Genomic DNA, 17,808 nt, shown 5'->3' with positions numbered 1-17,808 from the left:
TGTCGGGTCGCCGACGCTGGCGACCCGACGCTCAAGCTAAACTGCTAGAGGCGGCATTTGATCCATTTGCCGCCCTGACCGCGATAGGCGTCGCGCTTGACGTCGAAGCTGCGGTACTTGGCCTTGCAGGCGCGGACGTGGCGTTCCTGCTTGGATTCCTTGCCCGGCTTGGCGTCGTGGCGCTGCTGCTGGGCGGCGGGGGCCGGCGAGCCGTGCTGGTCGTGGCCGCCTTGCGGCTGGGCCAGGGCGGGGGCGGAAGAGGCGGCGGCGAGGCTCAGGGCGATCGCGGCGAGAACGGCTTTCATGTCGGTCTCCGAAATTGAGGGGACCGCACGGCTAGCAATGCGAAGTGGCGGCGATGTTGCCGCTTTGAAACGGCGTCCGGCGAACTTGCAAAAATGGGCGGAAAGTTTCGGTACAGGCGCGAGTTCAATCGCCCGTTTAGTTCCGGCAATGCGCGAAAGTCCCTCTCTCTTTGAGAGAGGGAGGGGCCCGCGCGGAAGGCGTGGGAGGGTGAGAGGTAACAAACTCACCGAATGGAGCGCTGGCGGCCAGCCTCTGTCTTCGGCGGTGAGGCCGCAGCATGGGATTTGCCTGCCGGCGGTGAAACCCCTCACCCTCCCACCGCTTCGCGGCGGGCCCCTCCCTCTCCCTATGGGAGAGGGGATTACCCCTTGATCAGCGCCTCGCGCTCGGCGGCCGTCAGTGGACGCCAACGGCCCTCCGGCAAGTCGCCCAGTTCGATCGGGCCGACGCGGTGGCGGAACAGGTCGATGACGTCCAGCTCGACAAGGTCGCACATCCGGCGGATCTGGCGGTTGCGGCCTTCGGTCAGCACGAAGCGCAGGGTCTCCTGGCCCAGGCGGTCGACGACGGCGCGTTTCAGCTTGCGGCCGTCCAGCTCCAGGCCGTGACGCAGCCAGTCGATCTTCTCGCGGGTTAGTTCGCCGCGCACCCGGACGCGGTATTCCTTTTCCAGCGTCGACTCCGGACCGATCACCGCCTTGGCCACCACCCCGTCCTCGGACAGGATCAGCAGGCCCCGGGAGTCCATGTCCAGGCGGCCGACGGGCGCCAGCTTGCTGTCGCGGCCGGGCACGGGGCCGGGCTGGCCGAACTGGGCGGCCTTGGTCAGCAGGCGCACGGCCGGGATCTGTTCGCCCTCGGGCTGGGACGAGACGATGCCGACCGGCTTGTGGATCATCACCGTCATGGCGGCGCCGAGCTGCCTGGTCGCGCCGTCGTTCAGCACCAGGGTCTGGCCGGGCAGGATCTTGCGGCCGGCGTCTTCGACGACCTCGCCGTCGATCGTCACCAGGCCCTGGCCGATCAGGGCCTCGGCCTCGCGGCGCGAGCAGACCCCGCTCTGGGCCAGCCACTTGTTGACGCGCTGAGGCTCGGCCTCGTCGTAGGTGCGGGTCCAGGCCATGGCGTCAGTCGGCTTTCGGGGGATAGGCGTGGGTCTGGCCGCGCGGGTCTTCCACCGCGCCGTCGTCCAGATAGTTGGGGCCGACGGGCACCTTGCCGTGGCCGTCGGGGATGTCGAGCACGTAGGTAGGCTGGCAGAGCCCTGAGAATCGGCCACGAATGGCCTTCATCAGCGCCTGGCCCTCCTCGACGGTGGTGCGCAGGTGGCTGGTGCCGGGGGCGAGATCCCCTTGGTGCAGGTAGTAGGGCTTGATCCGCGTCTCCACGAGCGCCCGCATCAGCGCGCCCAGGCTCTCGGGATCGTCGTTGACGCCCTTCAGCAGCACGGTCTGGCCGATCATCGGAACGCCCGCGTCGACCAGGCGCGCGCAGGCGGCGCGGGCGGCCGGGGTCAGCTCGCGGGCGTGGTTGGCGTGCAGGGCCACATAGACGGCCTTGCTGCCGCGCTTCAGCGCCGCCACCAGCTCCGGCGTCACGGCTTGCGGATCCACGGAAGGAATACGCGTGTGGAAGCGCACGACCTTGACGTGCTCGATCGCCTCCAGCCGGTCCATCAGGTCGGCGATGCGGCGCGGCGACAGCACGAACGGGTCGCCGCCGGTGACGATCACCTCCCAGATCTGCGGGCGGGCGGCGACATAGGCGAAGGCCGCGTCCAGCTCGTCCGGCGACAGGGTCTTCAGCCCCTCGGGCCCGACCATCTCGCGCCGGAAGCAGAACCGGCAATAGACCGCGCAGGTGTGGGTCGGCTTCAGCAGCACCCGATCGGGGTAGCGGTGGACGATTCCCTCGACCGGGCTGTGGGCGAAGTCGCCGATCGGGTCCTCGGATTCGGCGGGCAGGGTGACGAGCTCGGCCTCGGTCGGCACGAACTGGCGGGCGATCGGGTCGAACGGATCGGCCTCGTCGATCAACTGGGCCATGTCGGGCGTGATGGCCACCGCATACTGGGCGGCCACGCGCTCCAGCGCCGGCAGGCGTTCGGCGGCGACGAGTCCGGCCTCGGCCAGGGCGCTGGCGCTGCGAAGGGTCTTGGCGGCGATCATGATCGCCGGGGATATGCGCCGAACGGGCGTGGTTGGCAAATCCGGGGGCGGTTCGAGCGTCCGGCCCAACGCGGGCTAGCCACGTGCTATGGGGAGCTTAGTTCGAGTTGAGTGGGTGGAGCATGCTGAACGTCGGGGGCCGTTTCAGGGGCCAGATCGCAAGTGGCCGCGACAAGTTCGATGCGGAGTTTTCGGCCTGGATCGACGAAGACGGCGAGGTTCGGCTGAACCTCGCGCCGTTGCGTAAGACCGCGCGGACGGCGGTCCTGCTGGCGGGCGACGACGTTCGCGACGACGAGCCGATGATGCTCGAGGGCATGTCTTCGGACGGCGACGCTTTCCGCTCGAGTTCGCTCTTTGTCATCGACCATGAGTTGGTCAGCGACGACATGGGTAGCGCCCATCTGTCCCTGCGCTGCGCATGCGACGACGCTGAAATCACCCGGGTGCGCCCGGACGCGCCGGACAGTCATCAGCTCCTCTGGTTTTTCCGTCGTCTGGCCTCCAGCCAACTGTCTTACCAGACGGCCGACGGCCTCGTCTGGACGGCAAGCGCCCAACCGTTGGACGACGAGCCCCAGAGGCTCTCCGGGGCGATCGCGATATGGGGTGACGGAGAGGCGGACTCGGCCTGGTTCCACGCCGCCGACGCCTGGCTGGGCCACGTGGCCTGCGTGATGTCCTTGGCGACCGGCGTCGATCTGCAGCCTCGTGTGGAGCGTCGCGTCGACGGCGCCCTGGAGGTCTGGCGCGTCAACATCTGCCCGCCGGCCCACGAACCATCTCATCCTCCGTTCCCGGCCGCCGACATCGAGAAAGCTTTTCTCCGTGCCTGCGGCATGGCGCCCGATCAGCGCCGACTGTTCGCGGAACTGGACGCGGTGGGCCGCACAAAGCTGCTGCTGGGCGACTGACGCTGTAGGCCGCCACCCATCGCCGTCATCGCGGACGACGGCGAAGAGAGAAGGGGAGCTCAGCGCGGGCTGTGGATCGGCACGCTGCCGGGCCAGGGCTCGGCGCGGAAGGGCGAGGAGGGGGCGCGATCGATCGCGCCGATCAGGGCGAGCGCCAGGGCGCCGCCGGCAAGCAGCAGTTTCATCGTCTCAATCCTGTTAGATGCGATCGCAGGGAAGGGCGGCCGCAGGGAGACAATCGCAAATCCAGGGCGGCTTTACGAACGATGGCTTCTGCGCCAGATTGTGAGCTCAGCTAACGGAGATGGCCCTGTGTCGCGCCTTCCGCCCTTCAGCTCCCTGGTCGCCCTTGAGGCGGCCTATCGCCATCGCGGTTACAGCCGCGCGGCCGACGAACTGCACGTCACCCACGGCGCGGTCAGCCAGCAGATCCGCAAGCTGGAGGAGGACCTCGGCGCCACCCTGTTCCGGCGCGAGGGCAACGGCATGGTCCCCACGCCCACCGCCCGGCGCCTGGCCGAGCACGTGGCCGAGGCCCTGTCGATCCTGCGGGCCGGGGTCGACAGCGCCCGCCAGACCCTGGAGGGGCCGCTGGTGGTCAGCGCCACGTCCGCCTTCGCCAGCCGCTGGCTGGTCACCCGGCTGGCCCGCCTGGCCGCCGACACCGGTGAGGCCGACCTGCAGCTGCGCATCGAGGACCGCAAGGCTGACCTGCGCACCGACGGCGTGGACCTGGCCCTGCGCTTCGGGCGCGGCCCGTGGGACGGGGTGGAGTCGATCCCGCTGCTGGGCGAGCGATTGTTCCCCGTCTGCTCGCCGGGGTTCCTGGAGCGGCACCCGATGAGCTGTCCGGCCGACCTGCTGACCGTGCCGCTGCTGCGCCACACCGGCGTGCACTGGGCCGTCTGGTTCCGGGGCATGGGGCTGGAGCCGCCGGCCATGATCACCGGCATCGCCTTCGACGATACGTCGGTGATGCTCGACGCGGCCGCGCAGGGGATCGGCGTCGCCCTGGCCCGCGAAGGCCTGTCCGAACGCGACCTGCGCGACGGCCGCTTGGTGCGGCCCTTCCCCGGCGAGGTGGAGGTCGAGACCGGCCACCACGTCGTCTGGCGAGCCGACGCGCCCCGGCTGGCGCGGATCCTCAAGGTGCGCGACTGGCTGCTGGCCGAGGTGGGGCGGGGGGCTGACACCCCTCAGTCGTCATCCCGGCCGTAGCGCGCAGCGCGGAGAGCCGGGACCCAGGGGCCGCCGCAAAGTGTTGGCCGTCGCCTGGAGATGACCCCTCCACAGCGCCCAGTCCCCTGGGTCCCGGATAAGCCCTGCGGGCTTTCCGGGATGACGAGCTTTTTTGGGTCGCTACTGCCCCGGCCGCCAGTCCGCGCCAGGAATGGTGTTGACCATCCACGGAATGCCGAACCGGTCGGTCAGGCTGCCGTAGCCGGGCGACCAGAAGGTGGCCGCGAACGGCATGCCCACCTTGCCGCCTTCGGAGAGGGCGTCGAACACCCGCTTGGCTTCGGTCGCGTCCTCGGTGTGGAAGGTCACGTCGAAGCCGTTCTTGGGCTTGTCGATGTTGGGGGCGAACTCGGGCGGCATGTCGGCGCCCATCAGCGCCTGGTCGCCGACGTCCAGCCAGCAGTGCATCAGCCAGTCCTTGTATTTCGGATCGATCGGCATGTCGGGCGGGCCGTCGCTGAACGGCATGGCGGCGGTGACCTGGCCGCCCAGCACCTGGGCGTAGAACTCGAAGGCCTGGCGGCACTCGCCCTTGAAGCTGAGGCTGGTGACGATCTTCATGGCGGCTCTCCCTTGGATCTTGGCGTCCTGGCAGGGAGCCTAGCCCAGGGACAAGACAGTCTGTAGGGGGCGGCTTTCCTATCCTCCCGTCATTCCCGCCCTTGTGGCGGGAACCCCTCTGTCAGCCGCAAGGGCAGTAGGGGCGGCGTGCTCAGCACGCCGCTTGCATCTCACGTGTCAACGGAACCAGGGTTTCCCGCCACAAGGGCGGGAATGACGGGAGATAAGGGGGAGGCGTTTGCCGCTCAGACCTCGGCCACCGGCACCCACAGCACCTCGTCGATGCGCCGCGCGCCGGTCGCCAGCAGCACCAGGCGGTCGAAGCCCAGGGCCGAGCCCGCCGCGGCCGGCATGTGCTCCAGGGCCGCCAGGAAGTCGTCGTCGATCGGATAGCGCTCGCCATAGACCCGCTGCTTCTCGTCCATCTCCGCGACGAAGCGGCGGCGCTGCTCGGCGGCGTCGGTCAGTTCGCCGAAGGCGTTGGCCAGCTCCACCCCACAGGCATAGAGCTCGAACCGTTCGGCCACGCGCGGTTCCGACGGCTTGGGCCGCGCCAGGGCCGCCTCGGCCGTCGGGTATTCGCACAGCACCGTGGCCCGGCCGATCCCCAGGTTGGGTTCGACCTTCTCGACGATCACCCGGCTGAAGACGTCGGCCCAGGTGTCGTCGGCTGAGACCCGGATGCCCGCCGCGCTGGCCGAGGCGGCCAGGGCGTCGCGGTCTGTCTGTCCGCCTTCGCCGAGGCTGGCCAGCAGGTCGACGCTGGCGTGGCGCATGAACGCGTCGGCCACCGTCAGCCGCTCGGGCTGCGCGAAGGGATCGCAGTCCAGACCTCGGAACGAGAACAGCGTCGTCCCCGCCGTCTGCGCCGCCAGGGCCATCAGGGCCGCGCAGTCGTCCATCAGGGTCTCGTAGGGCTGCCCGACCCGGTACCACTCCAGCATGGTGAACTCAGGATGGTGCAGCGGGCCTCGCTCGCGGTTTCGCCACACCTTGCCCAGGCTGAAGATCCGCTGCTCGCCCGCCGCCAGCAGCTTCTTGCAGGCGAACTCCGGCGAGGTGTGCAGGTGCAGGGCCGCGCGCTCGCCCGCCAGGGTGACGGCTTCGGTCGAGAAGGCGTGAAGGTGCGCCTCGTTGCCGGGCGAGACCTGCAGGCAGGCCGCGTCGATCTCCAGGAAGTCCCGCGCGGCGAACCAGTCGCGCACCGCCGCGGTGATCCGGTTGCGGGCCAGCAGGAAAGGCCGGCGGTCCTGGTGCTTGCGCGGGTTCCACCAGGGAGAGGGGGAGGGGGCTGTCACGGGCGGGCTCGGAAAGGGCGAAACGACGGAAGGGCTGGCGATCTAGCCCCGTTCGCTATAGAGGGGCACACGGATTCATCTGCAATACACGCGCGCGCGGTCTTGAACGCGCCGTCGCCCGATCTTCGAGGACTCTCACGTGAAGGTAGCCGCCAGCTCGCTCCGCAAGGGCGCCGTCGTCGATATGGATGGCAAGCTCTATGTCGTCCTGACCGTCGACAACATCCACCCCGGCAAGGGCACCCCGGTGACCCAGCTGAACATGCGCCGCATCAGCGACGGCGTGAAGGTTTCGGAACGCTACCGCACCACCGAGCAGGTCGAGCGCGCCTTCGTCGACCAGCGCAACCACACCTTCCTGTACCAGGACGGCGAGGGCTTCCACTTCATGAACCCGGAAACCTACGACCAGCTCGTGGCCACCGAGGACGTGATCGGCGACGCCGCGCCCTACCTGCAGGAAAACATGACGGTCCAGCTGTCGACCCACAACGACGTGCCGATCGCCATCGAACTGCCGCGCACCGTGGTCCTCGAGATCGTCGACACCGAGCCGTCGGTGAAGGGCCAGACCGCCAGCTCGTCGTACAAGCCGGCCGTGCTCAGCAACGGCGTCAAGACCACCGTCCCGCCGTACATCACCGTCGGCACCAAGGTGATCATCCTGACGGAAGACAACAGCTATCAGGAACGCGCCAAGGACTGATCGTCCTTCCGCGACTGGAACTGACGAACCCCGGCGGCCGAGAGGCCGCCGGGGTTTTTGTTTGGCTGAATGCACGTGAAGCGTGGACGGCGGTCGCGAAGCTCCTCCCCCGTAGCGAAGCGTACGGGGGAGGTGGCGCGGCGCTATCGGCGCCGTGACGGAGGGGGCGAGTTCAAGCGCGGCGCCCAGTCACGCCCCCTCCACCCCTTCGGGGTCCCCCTCCCCCGCGAGCGGGGGAGGAGCCAACGCCCGACGTGACTGCTAGCTACCCCAGCCGCACGAACGTCTCGATGTGCGCGGCGCTCGACACCGGGTGCTGGTGCTGCGGGCCGTGGCCGGCGTTGGGGTAGGTCAGCAGCTGCAGCGTCGGCAGCTGGTCGTTCAGGGCGTACCAGTTCTCGACCGGGCAGATCAGGTCGTGGTCGCCGCCGATGTGCAGGATGGGGATCGTGGTGGTCTTCAGGATCTGCAGGATCGGCGGGGCGGGGAACGGATTGGCCTTGGGCGCGTCGCCCAGGTTCTGCGCGGCCCACTTGTAGGGCACGGGCGGCGACAGCTCGGCGGTGCGGGCGGCGATGCGGTCGTGCGAGGCGCGGGCTGCGGCGCGGCTGGCCGGGCTGTTGGGCTCGAAGAACAGGATCACCTCGTCCTCGAAGTCGTTCTCGCGGGCGGCGGCCTGATAAAACAAGGGCTCGGCCAGCTTGGCCGCCGGTCCCGGCGGCGTCGTGCCGATCAGCACCAGATGGCTGATCTTGCCCGGAAAGATCGACAGCGCCGCCTGGGCGGCGATCCCGCCCAGCGACCAGCCCAGCAGCACCACCTTGTCGAGGTTCAGGGCGGTGATCAGGTCGCTGGCGTCCTTGGCCCAGGAGAACGGGTTCAGGGTCTTGTCGCCGGTCGACAGGCCAAGGCCCGTATAGTCGAAGGTGATGACCCGGAAGCCCCGCTGCGCCAAGCTGTCGAGGAACAGCGGATCCCAGCTGTCGAGGTTGCCGCGAAAGCGGGTGCACAGCACCAGCGGCGTTCCTTCACCGACCGAGCGGTAGGCCAGGCGCCGGCCGTTGCTTTCCACATAGCGGGTCGGGGCGTTGACGGCGCCGCCCGCCGTTTTCGGCGCCGTCGCGGCGACGGCCGGGGCGGCGGCCAGCGCCAGGCTCGACAGCAGCACTCCGCGACGCGAGCCGGTCCAGCGACGATCCTTGGTTTCCATGGCGGGGCTCCTCATGCCGCGTGCGATTGCGGCCGGACCATCGCCGATCAGGCTTCCCGCGACTTGGATGATCCCGCCCGGGGTCGGACGGAGCGGACGCCTCGGCGGAAATTCCGCCGGTCGCCCCTTGACTGAGTGTTATGTAATAACATTTAAGTCGCCTCGATCGTCGCACCCGGAGTTCCGCATGCCCCGCCACAACCACCTGCAACGGGGTCTCGACGGCGCGGCGATCGGGCTTTCGAGCCTGTGTCTCGTGCACTGCCTGGCCCTGCCGGTGATGGCGGCCCTGCTGCCGCTGGCGGCGAACCTGTCGCACGCCGAGTGGCTGCACCCCCTGTTCCTGGCCATGGCCGCGCCGATCTCGGTCTTCGCCCTGGCGCGTTCGGGCAACTGGCGGCGGCCGCGCATGGTGGCGCTGGCCGCCGGAGGCCTGGCCCTGATGACCGCCGGCGCCTTCGTCCCCATGGGCGACTGGGCCGAAGCCGCCCTGACCAGCCTCGGCGGCCTGATGCTGGCCGGGGTGCACCTGCTGAACGCCCGGATCTGCTCGTGCGCGGAGCAGGGCGGGACCTTGAACCCTCTCTCTTAGAGAGAGGGAGGGGCCCATCGTGAAGCGATGGGAGGGTGAGTGGTTACACCCTCAGCCGGCGTGCCGGCACTTCCCCCGCAACAGCGCCAAGATCGTCGCCAAGATCGTCCGGGGGCTTCGCCTACCCACTCACCCTCCCACGCCTTGCGGCGCGGGCCCCTCCCTCTCTCCATGAGAGAGGGGCTCTAGGGTCTGCTTCACCCCTCATCCAGGAACGCCGCGACCCAGAAGAATGGCGCGTTCCAGTTCACCGCCACCTCGTTCTGGGTGAAGGCCGCCGCGTCGTCGGTCCAGCAGGTCTGGGCCGCGCACTTGCCCTGCATCCTCTTGGCCACCTCGTCGCTGAAGGCGGTGTTGTTGGGGCCGCCCGAGATCACCCCCGGCGGCGGGGCGGGGTACTTGCCCTGGCCCACCCAGAAGCGGTGGTGCGGATGCTTCATCGGCCGCGCGCCCCAGCCGGTGACATAGGACTGGTCCAGAGGGTTGCGGCCCAGCGCATAGTCCATGGCGTCGGCCGCGGCCTGGCGATAGGCGGCGTTGCCGGTGACGTCGTAGGCCGCGCCCAGCACCATGGCCCGGTTCATGATCACGGCGTTGGAGCCCCAGGAATAGCGCGTCCCGGCGTCGGGCAGGCGATAGCCGGCCTTCAGGTCCTCGGCCGCGTAGCCGTCGGCCGCGGCGACCAGCCCGGCGCGGGCGGCGTCGCGTGCGTCGGCGGGCGCCGTGTTCGAGATCGCCAGCGACATCACGCCCAGGGTCGCCGTCCAGCCCCAGCCCGGGGCCTGGGCCGGCTTGCCGGCGGCCGGCATGTGCGGCGAAGCCCGCGCGATCTCGCCATACGAGGCCTCGCCCGTGGTCGCCCACAGTTCGGCGGCCGCCCAGAACAGTTCGTCCGACAACTCCGGATCGCCATAGCCGCCCCCGCCGGTGAACTGGCTGTGGGCGTAGATCTCGGGATTGCGCCGCGCCGCCGCGAAGGCCGAGCGGGCCACGCTCAGGCAGCGGGCCGAGAAGGCCGGATCCACCGTCTTCCACACCCGCGCGCACTGGGCCGCCACGGCGGCCAGGTTCAGGGTCGCGGCGGTGGTCGGGTGATAGAGGAAGCGCGGGGCGGGATCCTCGTGCGGGGCGGTCGGCACGCCGGTCCAGAAGCCGTCGGTCAGCTTCTGGTGAGCCATGCCCGAGGCGTCGACGCTGGTGAGCGTCAGCGGACCCTTGCCCTGATGGCCGACCGGCAGGGCCATGGTCGTTCCGGCTGGAACCTGCATGGCCAGCAGAAACTCCAGCTCCCACCGCGCCTCGTCCAGCAAATCGGAGACGCCGTTGCCGGCCTCGGGAATGCGCTGGGTCGCGTCGCCGAACGCGTCCTTGCGCCCCAGGGCCGCCAGACGCTCGTGATAGTTCACCAGCGTCCACACCGAGATGCCGCCGTTGACCACGTACTTGCCGTGGTCGCCGGCGTCGTACCAGCCCTTGCTGGCGTCGAGCACGTAGTCGCAGCCGGCCCAGGCCTGGCCGCGCTCGTCCTTGCCGTCGAAGCAGGTCGCCTTGTCCGGCGCATGGCCGGCCGGACGGGCCAGCTTGGGATCATCGCCGAACCGGGCCTCGATCGGTATGCCGCTGCGGTTCTGGTAGAAGAAGCCCAGGGCGTCGCGCTTCAGTCGCGCATAGGGATGGGCGGCGATCGCGAACGGGCGGCTGGCCCGACCGCCGGCCTTCAGCCGATAGCCCGCGCCGGCCGGCGCCGCCGAAAAGTCGATTTGGTGCAGGCGCTCGCCGGAGGCCTCGTCGGGACCGACCACGATCGTCCGGCCCTTCAGCACCACGCGCCCGGCCGCGTTCTCCAGCGTCCAGTCCAGCGGCTTGGCCGAGGCCTCCGGCAGCACGGCCAGCTTGCCCGCGCTTTCCAGCACGCCGACCTGGTTCAGCCGGATCGGCGCCAGAGGTTCAGCGGCCAATGCGGGGACGGCGAAGGCGGAAGCGGCCAGCAGGGCCAGGATCGGACGGGACGGCAAGGCTTCCTCCGGGAACGCGAGACGGATGGGCGTCTTCGTGCGCCCCGCCGGCAAACTAGGCGATCGGTGACAGCGTTGTCACCGGTTCTCTTCGCACTTCACGCCCGCAGCAAGTCAGCGCGCCGGGTGGGCTCGACGAAGCCCAGCAGGACGGTGAGAGCCGTCGTTCGCGCCTTTTCGGGAAGCTGAGCATCGGTGATCTCGTCTGCGATCCAGAAGGACAGGCAGCCGCGAAAGCCGATCGCCAGCTGCTCGGGCGCACGTTCGGCGGTCACCTTGGCCAAGGCGGGATCGACGCCCTCGCCATCGCCGAACGCCGTGGCCCACAGGGCTCGCGATTGGGCGCTGACCTCGCTCGGCTTGGCGCCGGGGAAGCCTAGCGAACGGATGATCGCCCGGTTGATCTGGGGCTCCTCGAGCATGACGGCGACCGCGATCGATACGGCGGCGAGCACGCGGCTGATCGCGTCGCCGGCCGGCGCGGCCTCGGAAAATCGCTCGCTCATCAGGTCGATCCGGCGAGCCGACAGCGCCTGCGCGATCGCCGCCTTGCTTCCGAATTGATTGAACGGCGTGGCGAAGCTCACGCCTGCCTCGGCCGCCAGTTCGCGCATCGAGAACGAGGCGGCGCCATCGGCGCGGAGCAGGCGCTCGGCGGCGTCGAGCACCGCCTCTCGCGCCAGTGTTCGCTTTTGCTCTCGAACCGACATCTCGACCATGTGGGCCAAGGTGGTCCGCCCCGCGTCTTGCGTCAATAAATTATATCATGATATAAAATTTTGCTCTTCACATCCGACGGCTTCGAGGCCTGCCATGACCGCATCGACCAAGACGTTTCTGATCACCGGTGTCAGCTCCGGCCTGGGCCGCGCCTTCGCCAGCGCCGCCTTGCAGGCCGGCCATGTGGTGATCGGTACGGTCCGCAACGCGCAAGCCGCGTCGGAGCATGAGGCGCTGGCGCCGGGGCGGGCTCATGCGCTGGTGCTCGACGTCACCGATTTCGACGCCGTGGCCGCTCAGGTTCCCGATGCGGAGCGTCGGTTCGGCGCGGTCGATGTGCTGGTCAACAACGCCGGCTACGGCCAGGAAGGCGTGGTCGAGGAGTCGTCGATCGACGATCTGCGGCGCCAGTTCGACGCCAATGTCTTCGGCGCGGTGGCGATGATCAAGGCGGTGCTGCCCGGCATGCGTGAGCGCGGCTCTGGCCGCATCATCAACGTCACCTCGATGGGCGGCTTCATCACCATGCCCGGCATCGCCTACTATTGCGGAAGCAAGTTCGCGCTGGAGGGCATTTCCGAGGCCCTGGGCAAGGAGGTCAGGTCGCTGGGCATCCACGTGACCGCCCTGGCGCCGGGGCAGTTCCGCACCGACTGGGCCGGACGTTCGATGGACCGCGCGCCGCGCAGCATCGCCGCCTACGACGCGATCATGGATCCGATCCGCTCGGCGCGTCAGGCCAAGAGCGGACGCCAGCCGGGCGATCCGGCCAAGGCGGCGCAGGCCCTGCTGACGCTGGTGGGATCCGACGCGCCGCCGACCCGGCTGTTTCTTGGCGAGGATGCTCTGGCTGTCGTCGAGCAGAAGCTGGACCTGATGCGCGCCGAGATCGACGCCTGGGATGCGCTCTCGCGATCGACGAACTTCGACTAGGTGGAAGGGGGCCGTGCGAGCGGAAGCGCAACGCCCCGCCCGCTCGGCGAAACCGGCCCGCCCGATCGACGAGCGCGACGGGCCGGTTCGACCAACGCCTAGTACCCGTTGAACTGCAGGGACGAGTGGTGGACGATGATCCGCACCACGCCCTTGTCGTCCTTCTTGAACACCCAGGTCTTGTCGACCACCACGGCGGGCTTGTCGTCCTGGCCCTTCACGTACAGCTCCACCGTGCCCATGGTGCTGGCGACGGCGCCGTTGATCTGGATGCCGACGGGCTTGAACACCACCCGGCGCCACGGCTCCTTCAGCGCGAAGCCGTCGTCGTTGTATTCCGGATCGTCGTCGACGAAGTAGGACAGCGCGCCCTCCTTGGTCAGGCGGAAGACGTGGGGCTTGGTGGTCAGGGTCGGCTTGAACAGCACAGGACCCAGATTGTAGCCGTAGGCCCTGTCGATGAAGGCGCTGGCCACGGCCTTGGCTCGCGGCAGGTTCTCCCGCTTGCCGTTGTAGGCGACCGAGATGGACACCAGGCCTCTGCCCCAGGCGTCGGCGGCGGCGAGAACCTCGGCTTCGGTGATCTGCTGCGGGGCGGCGTCTCCGGCCACGGCGAGGGCCGGGGCGGTGGTGGCGGCGAGGGCCAGGCCGAACAGCGAGGCGGTCAGGGCGCGGCGAGTGGCGTGTTTCATCGGTCTTACCTCCATGGCGGAACAGCGGCCTCGCAGGGGCCGCGCGCGGGTCGTTGGACGCGGACGCTGACTGTCACTGTCTCTTCGGGACCGGCCCTGGGCCGTCCGGAGGATCGAAACTTCAAGGGGGGAGAGCGCGGCGCCGGCGATGCGGCCCCCCGCGTCGGTTCGAGCGTCGGTTCGAGCGCGACGCGGCCGGGGTGACGTCCGGTTCCTCCCCCAAGGTTCCGGAAGTAGCTTTTGGGTGGTTTTACCGATTCATGCAACCTGATGATGCATTGTGTGATCTTCGCCGATCGCTCTGGACACCGGTGTCTTTCCCGCTACGACAGGGGGTAACAACGGCGAGGGAGAGGCCGGGAATGATCGATCGTCGCGGGATGATGCTGCTGACGGCCGCCGGTCTGGCGGCTGGGCCGGCCTTCGCCCGCCAGGGCGGCGACGCGGCGCTCAAGATCCTGCTCGACGGCTTTCCCAAGGTGGCCAGCGCGGCCGATCGCCTGAAGGCCCTGGCCGCTCTCGATCCCGCGACCCTCTCGCCCAAGGCCCGCCTCGACTACGACGCCGTGCGCAACGCGACGACCATCGAGGCCGAGTTCGTGCGCCGCTTCCCGTTCGGCGCCGGCGCGGCCGGACCCTATGTCGTCACCACCCGCGCGGGCGCTTGGCTGAAGGCGGCCGACGCCAGGCCCGACGCCGTCGCCGCGACCGTCGAACGCCTGGACGCCGAGACCGACCAGATCCGCCGCGACGCGGCCGTCGGTGTGATCCCGCCGGCTTTCCTGCTCGACCGCCTGGAGAAGGGACTGGCCGACGCCGCCGCCAAGGCCGCGCCGCTGGTCGCCGCCGCCCTGGCCCGCCAGGCGCGGGCCCTGTCGAATCTCAAGGCGCGCGCCGGCAAGGCCGCTGGCATCCGCTTCAAGGACCGCGAGGCCTATTACGCCCTGGCGCTGAAGGGCCAGCTAGGCGCGGCCCTCGCGCCCACCGAGGCCCGCCGTCGCCTGGACGAAATGATCCGAGCCCTGCACGCTCGCGCCGACGTTCTGCTGAAAGCCCAGGGGCTGACGAAGGGCGGGGTGGGTGAGCGCCTGCGCGCCCTGGCCGCCGACGAACGCTTTCTCTACAGCGACGACGACGCCGGCCGCGATCGCGCGGTGGCCGACATGGCGCCCTGGCTGGCCAAGGCCCGCGCGCGCCTGCCCCTGGCGTTCGCCAACCTGCCGGGCGCGGTGAACGCCGTCTCGGTTCGCCGGATGTCGCCCGCCGACGAGGCCGCCGGCCGCCAGGGCTATCGCGACCTGCCCTCGGCGGACGGCTCCAAGCCCGGCGCCTACTATCTCGATCTGAAGCAGATCCGCCGCCGGCCCAACTGGAGCCTGCCGGCCGTGGTCCACCACGAGGTGATCCCCGGCCACATGCTGCAGATCCCGCTGGAAGAGGCCTCGGGCGCCCATCCCTACCGCACGCGCGTGGCCTGTCCGGCCGCCATGGAGGGCTGGGCCGTCTATGCCGAGCACCTCTTCTGGGAAATGGGCGCCTTCGACGGCGAGCCCCTGGCCGAGATCGGCGGCCTCTACTGGATCCTGTTCCGCGCCGCCCGCGCCCGCATGGACCTCGGCGTCCACCTGGAAGGCTGGACCCCCGAGCGCGCCATGGCCTTCCTGGCCGACACGCAAGGCGACCCGGTGATCTTCGCCCCCTTCACCCAGGAAGTCGAACGCGCCGCCATCGCGCCGGGCGTCGCGGCCGGGCAGGGGATGTACTGGCTGGAGCTCTCCCGCCTGCGCCGCGCCTGGGGCGGGACGCTGCGGGAATTCCACGGCAAGGTGCTGGATCGCGGGACACTGCCGCTCATCTGATCCTTCTCCCCTTGCGGGAGAAGGTGGCGCCGATAGGCGTCGGATGAGGGGTCTCTCAGAACCTGACACCTCACCCGGCCTATCCGCCGCACGCAGCTTTGAGGTCTGAGAGACCCCTCACCCGACCTCGCTCCGCGAGGCCACCCTCTCCCGCAAGGGGAGAGGGACGCTTACGCCGCCCCGACGTACTTCAGCAGCGTCACCATGTTCTCGATGTAGCTGCCGGTCGAAATCCCGATCTTCGGCTTGTCGGTCACGTACGGGGAGGTGTCGCTCGCATCGCCCACGTGCGTGCGGCTGAAATCCCCCGGCGCCGGGGTGGCCGAGCCGTCGCCGATATAGGGGTTGGAGGTCGCCTTCAGCTCGGTGGGCCACCAGCCGGCCTCGTTCAGCGCCGCGATCAGGCCGGCGACCTTGTCCGGCGCGCTGGCGGTGGTGTCGCCCTTCAGGGCCCCGACATTGAGGTCGGACACCGACACGTCCTTCAGGGTGAAGTATTTCGGCAGGGCCTGGCGGCCGCCCTTCAGCGGCGAGGTCTTGCTGGCGACCTCGGGCGGCGTGGCCTTCAGCGTCTCCAGCCGCTTGCGCAGGGCCGGGATGTTGATCCCCCGGAACGACGAATAGTGCGCCACGGTATTTTCGGGGTTCTGGTCGACATAGTAGCGGCCGTTGACGACGTTGCTGCCGGTGCGGTGCACGTAGAGCGGCTTGCCCGTGCCGATCTCGACGAAGGTCGGGAAGGCGCGGCCCTTCTGGTATTCCACGGGCAGGCGCAGGGTCTCCAGCCAGTCCAGGGCCTCGGAGAGGCGCGCCAGGTATTTCGGATCGCCGGTCAACTCGTAGAAGCCCATGCAGGCGGTGATGTTGGCCGCCGTGGTGTGGGTGGCGAAGGCTTCGGGCTCATAGGTGCGGGCGCCGGCCGGCTTCAGGTCGGCCACCTTGTGCTGCAATCCCCAGCCCGGCTGGGGCTGCGGCTGCTGGCAGGCGACGAAGCAGTCCATGGCCTTCTTGATCGCCGGCAGGGCGCGCGGGTCGCCCAGGGCCTGCCAGACCATGATCAGGAACTCGATGTTCTCGCCGGCCACGTCGTCGTTGAAGGTGATGAAGCCGGTGTAGTCGGGCCGCCCGTGGTGGTGGAACTCGTCCTTCAGCGGGAAGCGCTGCGGCCAGCCGCCGACCGGGTACTGGCTGTCGAGAACGAAGCCGATGGCCTTGTCCAGCGCCGGCTTGAAGGCCGGGTCCTTCTTCTCGACATAGAGCCGCAGCAGGAACTGCGCGCTTTCGGCCGTGCCGGCGTCGTCGAAGGTGGCGTTGCCGTAGTAGTGCTGGAATTCCTCGAGCCGCCAGCCGTTCTTGCCGATGGTGTCGTACCACTTGCGGATCGAGGCCTCGCCGGCCAGGTCGCCCAGATAGTTCCAGCCGCCGGCCGGGTGCTGGATCTTGATCAGGGCCCCGGCCACCTGCTTGGCGGCCTCGTAATAGTATTCGTCGCCAGTGGCGTGATAGGCGTCGAGGAACAGGTGGCCCATGGTCGCCGTGCCCGGCGGCTGCACCCAGATCATCGTCGGATAGGCCTCCATCTCGCCCCAGCGGCGCGAAAAGTCGGGCAGGTAGCTCCAGACATAGCCGCCCTGATAGGCGACCTTCTCGACCATGAAGGTGGTGGCCCGCTTCATCGTCGCCAGCGCCGCGTCCTTGCCCGGGGCCTCGGCGGCCAGGGCCTTGAACGGCGCCAGGCCCGCGGCGGCGGCGAAGGCGGCCGCGGAGGTCGCCATCAGGCGGCGGCGGGTGAGGGGGCTGAGCGGCATCGACGCTGACTCCGGGTCCTGAACTGGCGCGACGCGAGGACGCAGGCGGCAACGGAAAGGGAGCGGTCGGAACGCCTGAAATCAAGCGTGGCCTTGGTTTCCTTCCCCATCGGAGGCCAAGCTCCGAGTCCTTGCCGCCGTTGGCCCGGCGCGTGTTGGACGACACAATGTCCACCGGTGTCATTCTTGGCAAGCGCGCTCTTGGCGAGCGCTCGCGAAATTTCCCCTGCCGCGTGTGCGACAGGCCGCCGCGTTGTGTCGCGCAAGGCTTTCCGCGAAATGACGACCATCGGTTTATGAGGCGACGCCGCCGCGCCGGATGGCAGCGGGCGACGCCGTCCTGTTGGGGAACAGGACGACACCCCCGGACCCTCAGGGTCCGGGGGTGTTTTCATTTCGGGCCCCGCATGCCCGGCGCATCGTACACCTAGTGCAAATACACACTAAAGCGCTGATACCGCTAACGAAGTTCGTCGAGCTGCGTCGCGCGGTCGCATGGAGAACGGCGTTCATCTCCAGTAAACAATCACCCCATGCCGAGCCAAAACGATCACCTCAAAGAAGCCGAACGGCTGGAGCGCCAGGCGGAGATCGCCGACAGCGCCCACGCCCGCGAAGCCCTTCGCCGCATGGCCCAGACCTCGCGCGTCACCGCCGCGATGGTCGGACTGATGGAAGCCTGCGCCGAGGATGCGCCCAGCATCTCCTTCTGACGGCGCCTGTCGCACGCGCCTTTGACGAGCGTCCCGGCCTCGCGCAACTCTGGCCCCTGATCGAGGGGCGGAGC

General features: G+C 69.3%; 18 protein-coding genes. 7 read left to right on the top strand and 11 right to left on the bottom strand.

The window, feature by feature from the left end:
- Window positions 1-44: 44 nt before the first annotated feature.
- From AC07NS_RS19030 to AC07NS_RS19020, 3 genes are all read right to left on the bottom strand, one after another.
- Entirely contained in the window at window positions 45-305 is a 261-nt protein-coding gene (locus AC07NS_RS19030; RefSeq protein ID WP_494605737.1) for a hypothetical protein, read from the bottom strand.
- Between the two features lie 362 nt (window positions 306-667).
- Window positions 668-1,429 carry a pseudouridine synthase gene (locus AC07NS_RS19025; RefSeq protein WP_494605735.1) on the bottom strand — a complete coding sequence of 254 codons (762 nt, stop codon included), beginning with the start codon at window positions 1,427-1,429 and terminating at the stop codon, window positions 668-670.
- 4 nt (window positions 1,430-1,433) lie between these two features.
- Entirely contained in the window at window positions 1,434-2,474 is a 1,041-nt protein-coding gene (locus AC07NS_RS19020; RefSeq protein WP_494605733.1) for a lysine-2,3-aminomutase-like protein, read from the bottom strand.
- 122 nt (window positions 2,475-2,596) lie between these two features.
- Between AC07NS_RS19020 and AC07NS_RS19015 the strand changes: the two genes are divergently transcribed.
- Window positions 2,597-3,388 (top strand): hypothetical protein, encoded by a 792-nt coding sequence (locus tag AC07NS_RS19015; RefSeq protein WP_494605731.1) that lies wholly within the window; start codon window positions 2,597-2,599, stop codon window positions 3,386-3,388.
- Window positions 3,389-3,447: 59 nt separating this feature from the next.
- Here the strand turns inward: AC07NS_RS19015 and AC07NS_RS19010 are convergent, their stop codons facing one another.
- Complete coding sequence (locus AC07NS_RS19010; RefSeq protein WP_494605729.1) at window positions 3,448-3,573, bottom strand: hypothetical protein; 126 nt, start codon at window positions 3,571-3,573, stop codon at window positions 3,448-3,450.
- 127 nt (window positions 3,574-3,700) lie between these two features.
- On the opposite strand from AC07NS_RS19010, the gene AC07NS_RS19005 reads away from it, so the two are divergent.
- Complete coding sequence (locus AC07NS_RS19005; protein ID WP_494605727.1) at window positions 3,701-4,606, top strand: LysR substrate-binding domain-containing protein; 906 nt, start codon at window positions 3,701-3,703, stop codon at window positions 4,604-4,606.
- A 141-nt stretch (window positions 4,607-4,747) separates the two neighbouring features.
- Here the strand turns inward: AC07NS_RS19005 and AC07NS_RS19000 are convergent, their stop codons facing one another.
- Together AC07NS_RS19000 and epmA are read right to left on the bottom strand one after the other, a co-directional pair.
- Window positions 4,748-5,188 (bottom strand): VOC family protein, encoded by a 441-nt coding sequence (locus tag AC07NS_RS19000; protein ID WP_494605725.1) that lies wholly within the window; start codon window positions 5,186-5,188, stop codon window positions 4,748-4,750.
- A 245-nt stretch (window positions 5,189-5,433) separates the two neighbouring features.
- A complete protein-coding gene (epmA, locus tag AC07NS_RS18995; RefSeq protein WP_494605723.1) occupies window positions 5,434-6,486 on the bottom strand; it encodes an EF-P lysine aminoacylase EpmA in 1,053 nt (350 codons plus the stop codon).
- Window positions 6,487-6,625: 139 nt separating this feature from the next.
- Here epmA and efp point away from each other — a divergent pair, with 139 nt between their 5' ends.
- Window positions 6,626-7,192 (top strand): elongation factor P, encoded by a 567-nt coding sequence (gene efp, locus AC07NS_RS18990; RefSeq protein ID WP_494605721.1) that lies wholly within the window; start codon window positions 6,626-6,628, stop codon window positions 7,190-7,192.
- Between the two features lie 265 nt (window positions 7,193-7,457).
- Here efp and AC07NS_RS18985 read toward each other — a convergent pair whose 3' ends face one another.
- On the bottom strand, window positions 7,458-8,402 hold the full coding sequence (locus AC07NS_RS18985; RefSeq protein ID WP_494605719.1) for an alpha/beta fold hydrolase: 945 nt from the start codon (window positions 8,400-8,402) through the stop codon (window positions 7,458-7,460).
- Between the two features lie 187 nt (window positions 8,403-8,589).
- On the opposite strand from AC07NS_RS18985, the gene AC07NS_RS18980 reads away from it, so the two are divergent.
- Entirely contained in the window at window positions 8,590-8,994 is a 405-nt protein-coding gene (locus tag AC07NS_RS18980; protein WP_494605717.1) for a MerC domain-containing protein, read from the top strand.
- A 197-nt stretch (window positions 8,995-9,191) separates the two neighbouring features.
- Here AC07NS_RS18980 and AC07NS_RS18975 read toward each other — a convergent pair whose 3' ends face one another.
- Both AC07NS_RS18975 and AC07NS_RS18970 read right to left on the bottom strand, forming a co-directional pair.
- Window positions 9,192-11,009, bottom strand: coding sequence for a glycoside hydrolase family 9 protein (locus AC07NS_RS18975; RefSeq protein WP_494605715.1), 1,818 nt, complete (start codon window positions 11,007-11,009; stop codon window positions 9,192-9,194).
- A gap of 98 nt (window positions 11,010-11,107) precedes the next feature.
- Window positions 11,108-11,728, bottom strand: coding sequence for a TetR/AcrR family transcriptional regulator (locus tag AC07NS_RS18970; RefSeq protein ID WP_494605758.1), 621 nt, complete (start codon window positions 11,726-11,728; stop codon window positions 11,108-11,110).
- A 94-nt stretch (window positions 11,729-11,822) separates the two neighbouring features.
- On the opposite strand from AC07NS_RS18970, the gene AC07NS_RS18965 reads away from it, so the two are divergent.
- Window positions 11,823-12,662 (top strand): oxidoreductase, encoded by an 840-nt coding sequence (locus AC07NS_RS18965; protein WP_494605713.1) that lies wholly within the window; start codon window positions 11,823-11,825, stop codon window positions 12,660-12,662.
- Window positions 12,663-12,760: 98 nt separating this feature from the next.
- Here the strand turns inward: AC07NS_RS18965 and AC07NS_RS18960 are convergent, their stop codons facing one another.
- The gene (locus tag AC07NS_RS18960) at window positions 12,761-13,354 is read right to left on the bottom strand and encodes a metal-independent carbonic anhydrase family protein (RefSeq protein WP_492853432.1); all 594 of its coding nucleotides are present in this window, start codon (window positions 13,352-13,354) and stop codon (window positions 12,761-12,763) included.
- 362 nt (window positions 13,355-13,716) lie between these two features.
- On the opposite strand from AC07NS_RS18960, the gene AC07NS_RS18955 reads away from it, so the two are divergent.
- Entirely contained in the window at window positions 13,717-15,213 is a 1,497-nt protein-coding gene (locus tag AC07NS_RS18955) for a DUF885 domain-containing protein (RefSeq protein ID WP_494605711.1), read from the top strand.
- Between the two features lie 170 nt (window positions 15,214-15,383).
- Here the strand turns inward: AC07NS_RS18955 and AC07NS_RS18950 are convergent, their stop codons facing one another.
- Window positions 15,384-17,021, bottom strand: a complete 1,638-nt coding sequence (locus tag AC07NS_RS18950) for a pectate lyase (protein WP_494605709.1) — start codon at window positions 17,019-17,021, stop codon at window positions 15,384-15,386.
- Window positions 17,022-17,554: 533 nt separating this feature from the next.
- Here AC07NS_RS18950 and AC07NS_RS18945 point away from each other — a divergent pair.
- Entirely contained in the window at window positions 17,555-17,734 is a 180-nt protein-coding gene (locus AC07NS_RS18945; protein ID WP_110120980.1) for a hypothetical protein, read from the top strand.
- Window positions 17,735-17,808 lie beyond the last annotated feature (74 nt).

Source organism: Caulobacter sp. GW821-FHT10A10, assembly GCF_059415745.1.
The sequence above is the reverse complement of the archived record's forward strand: the minus strand, read 5'-3'. Positions and strand labels throughout refer to the sequence as shown.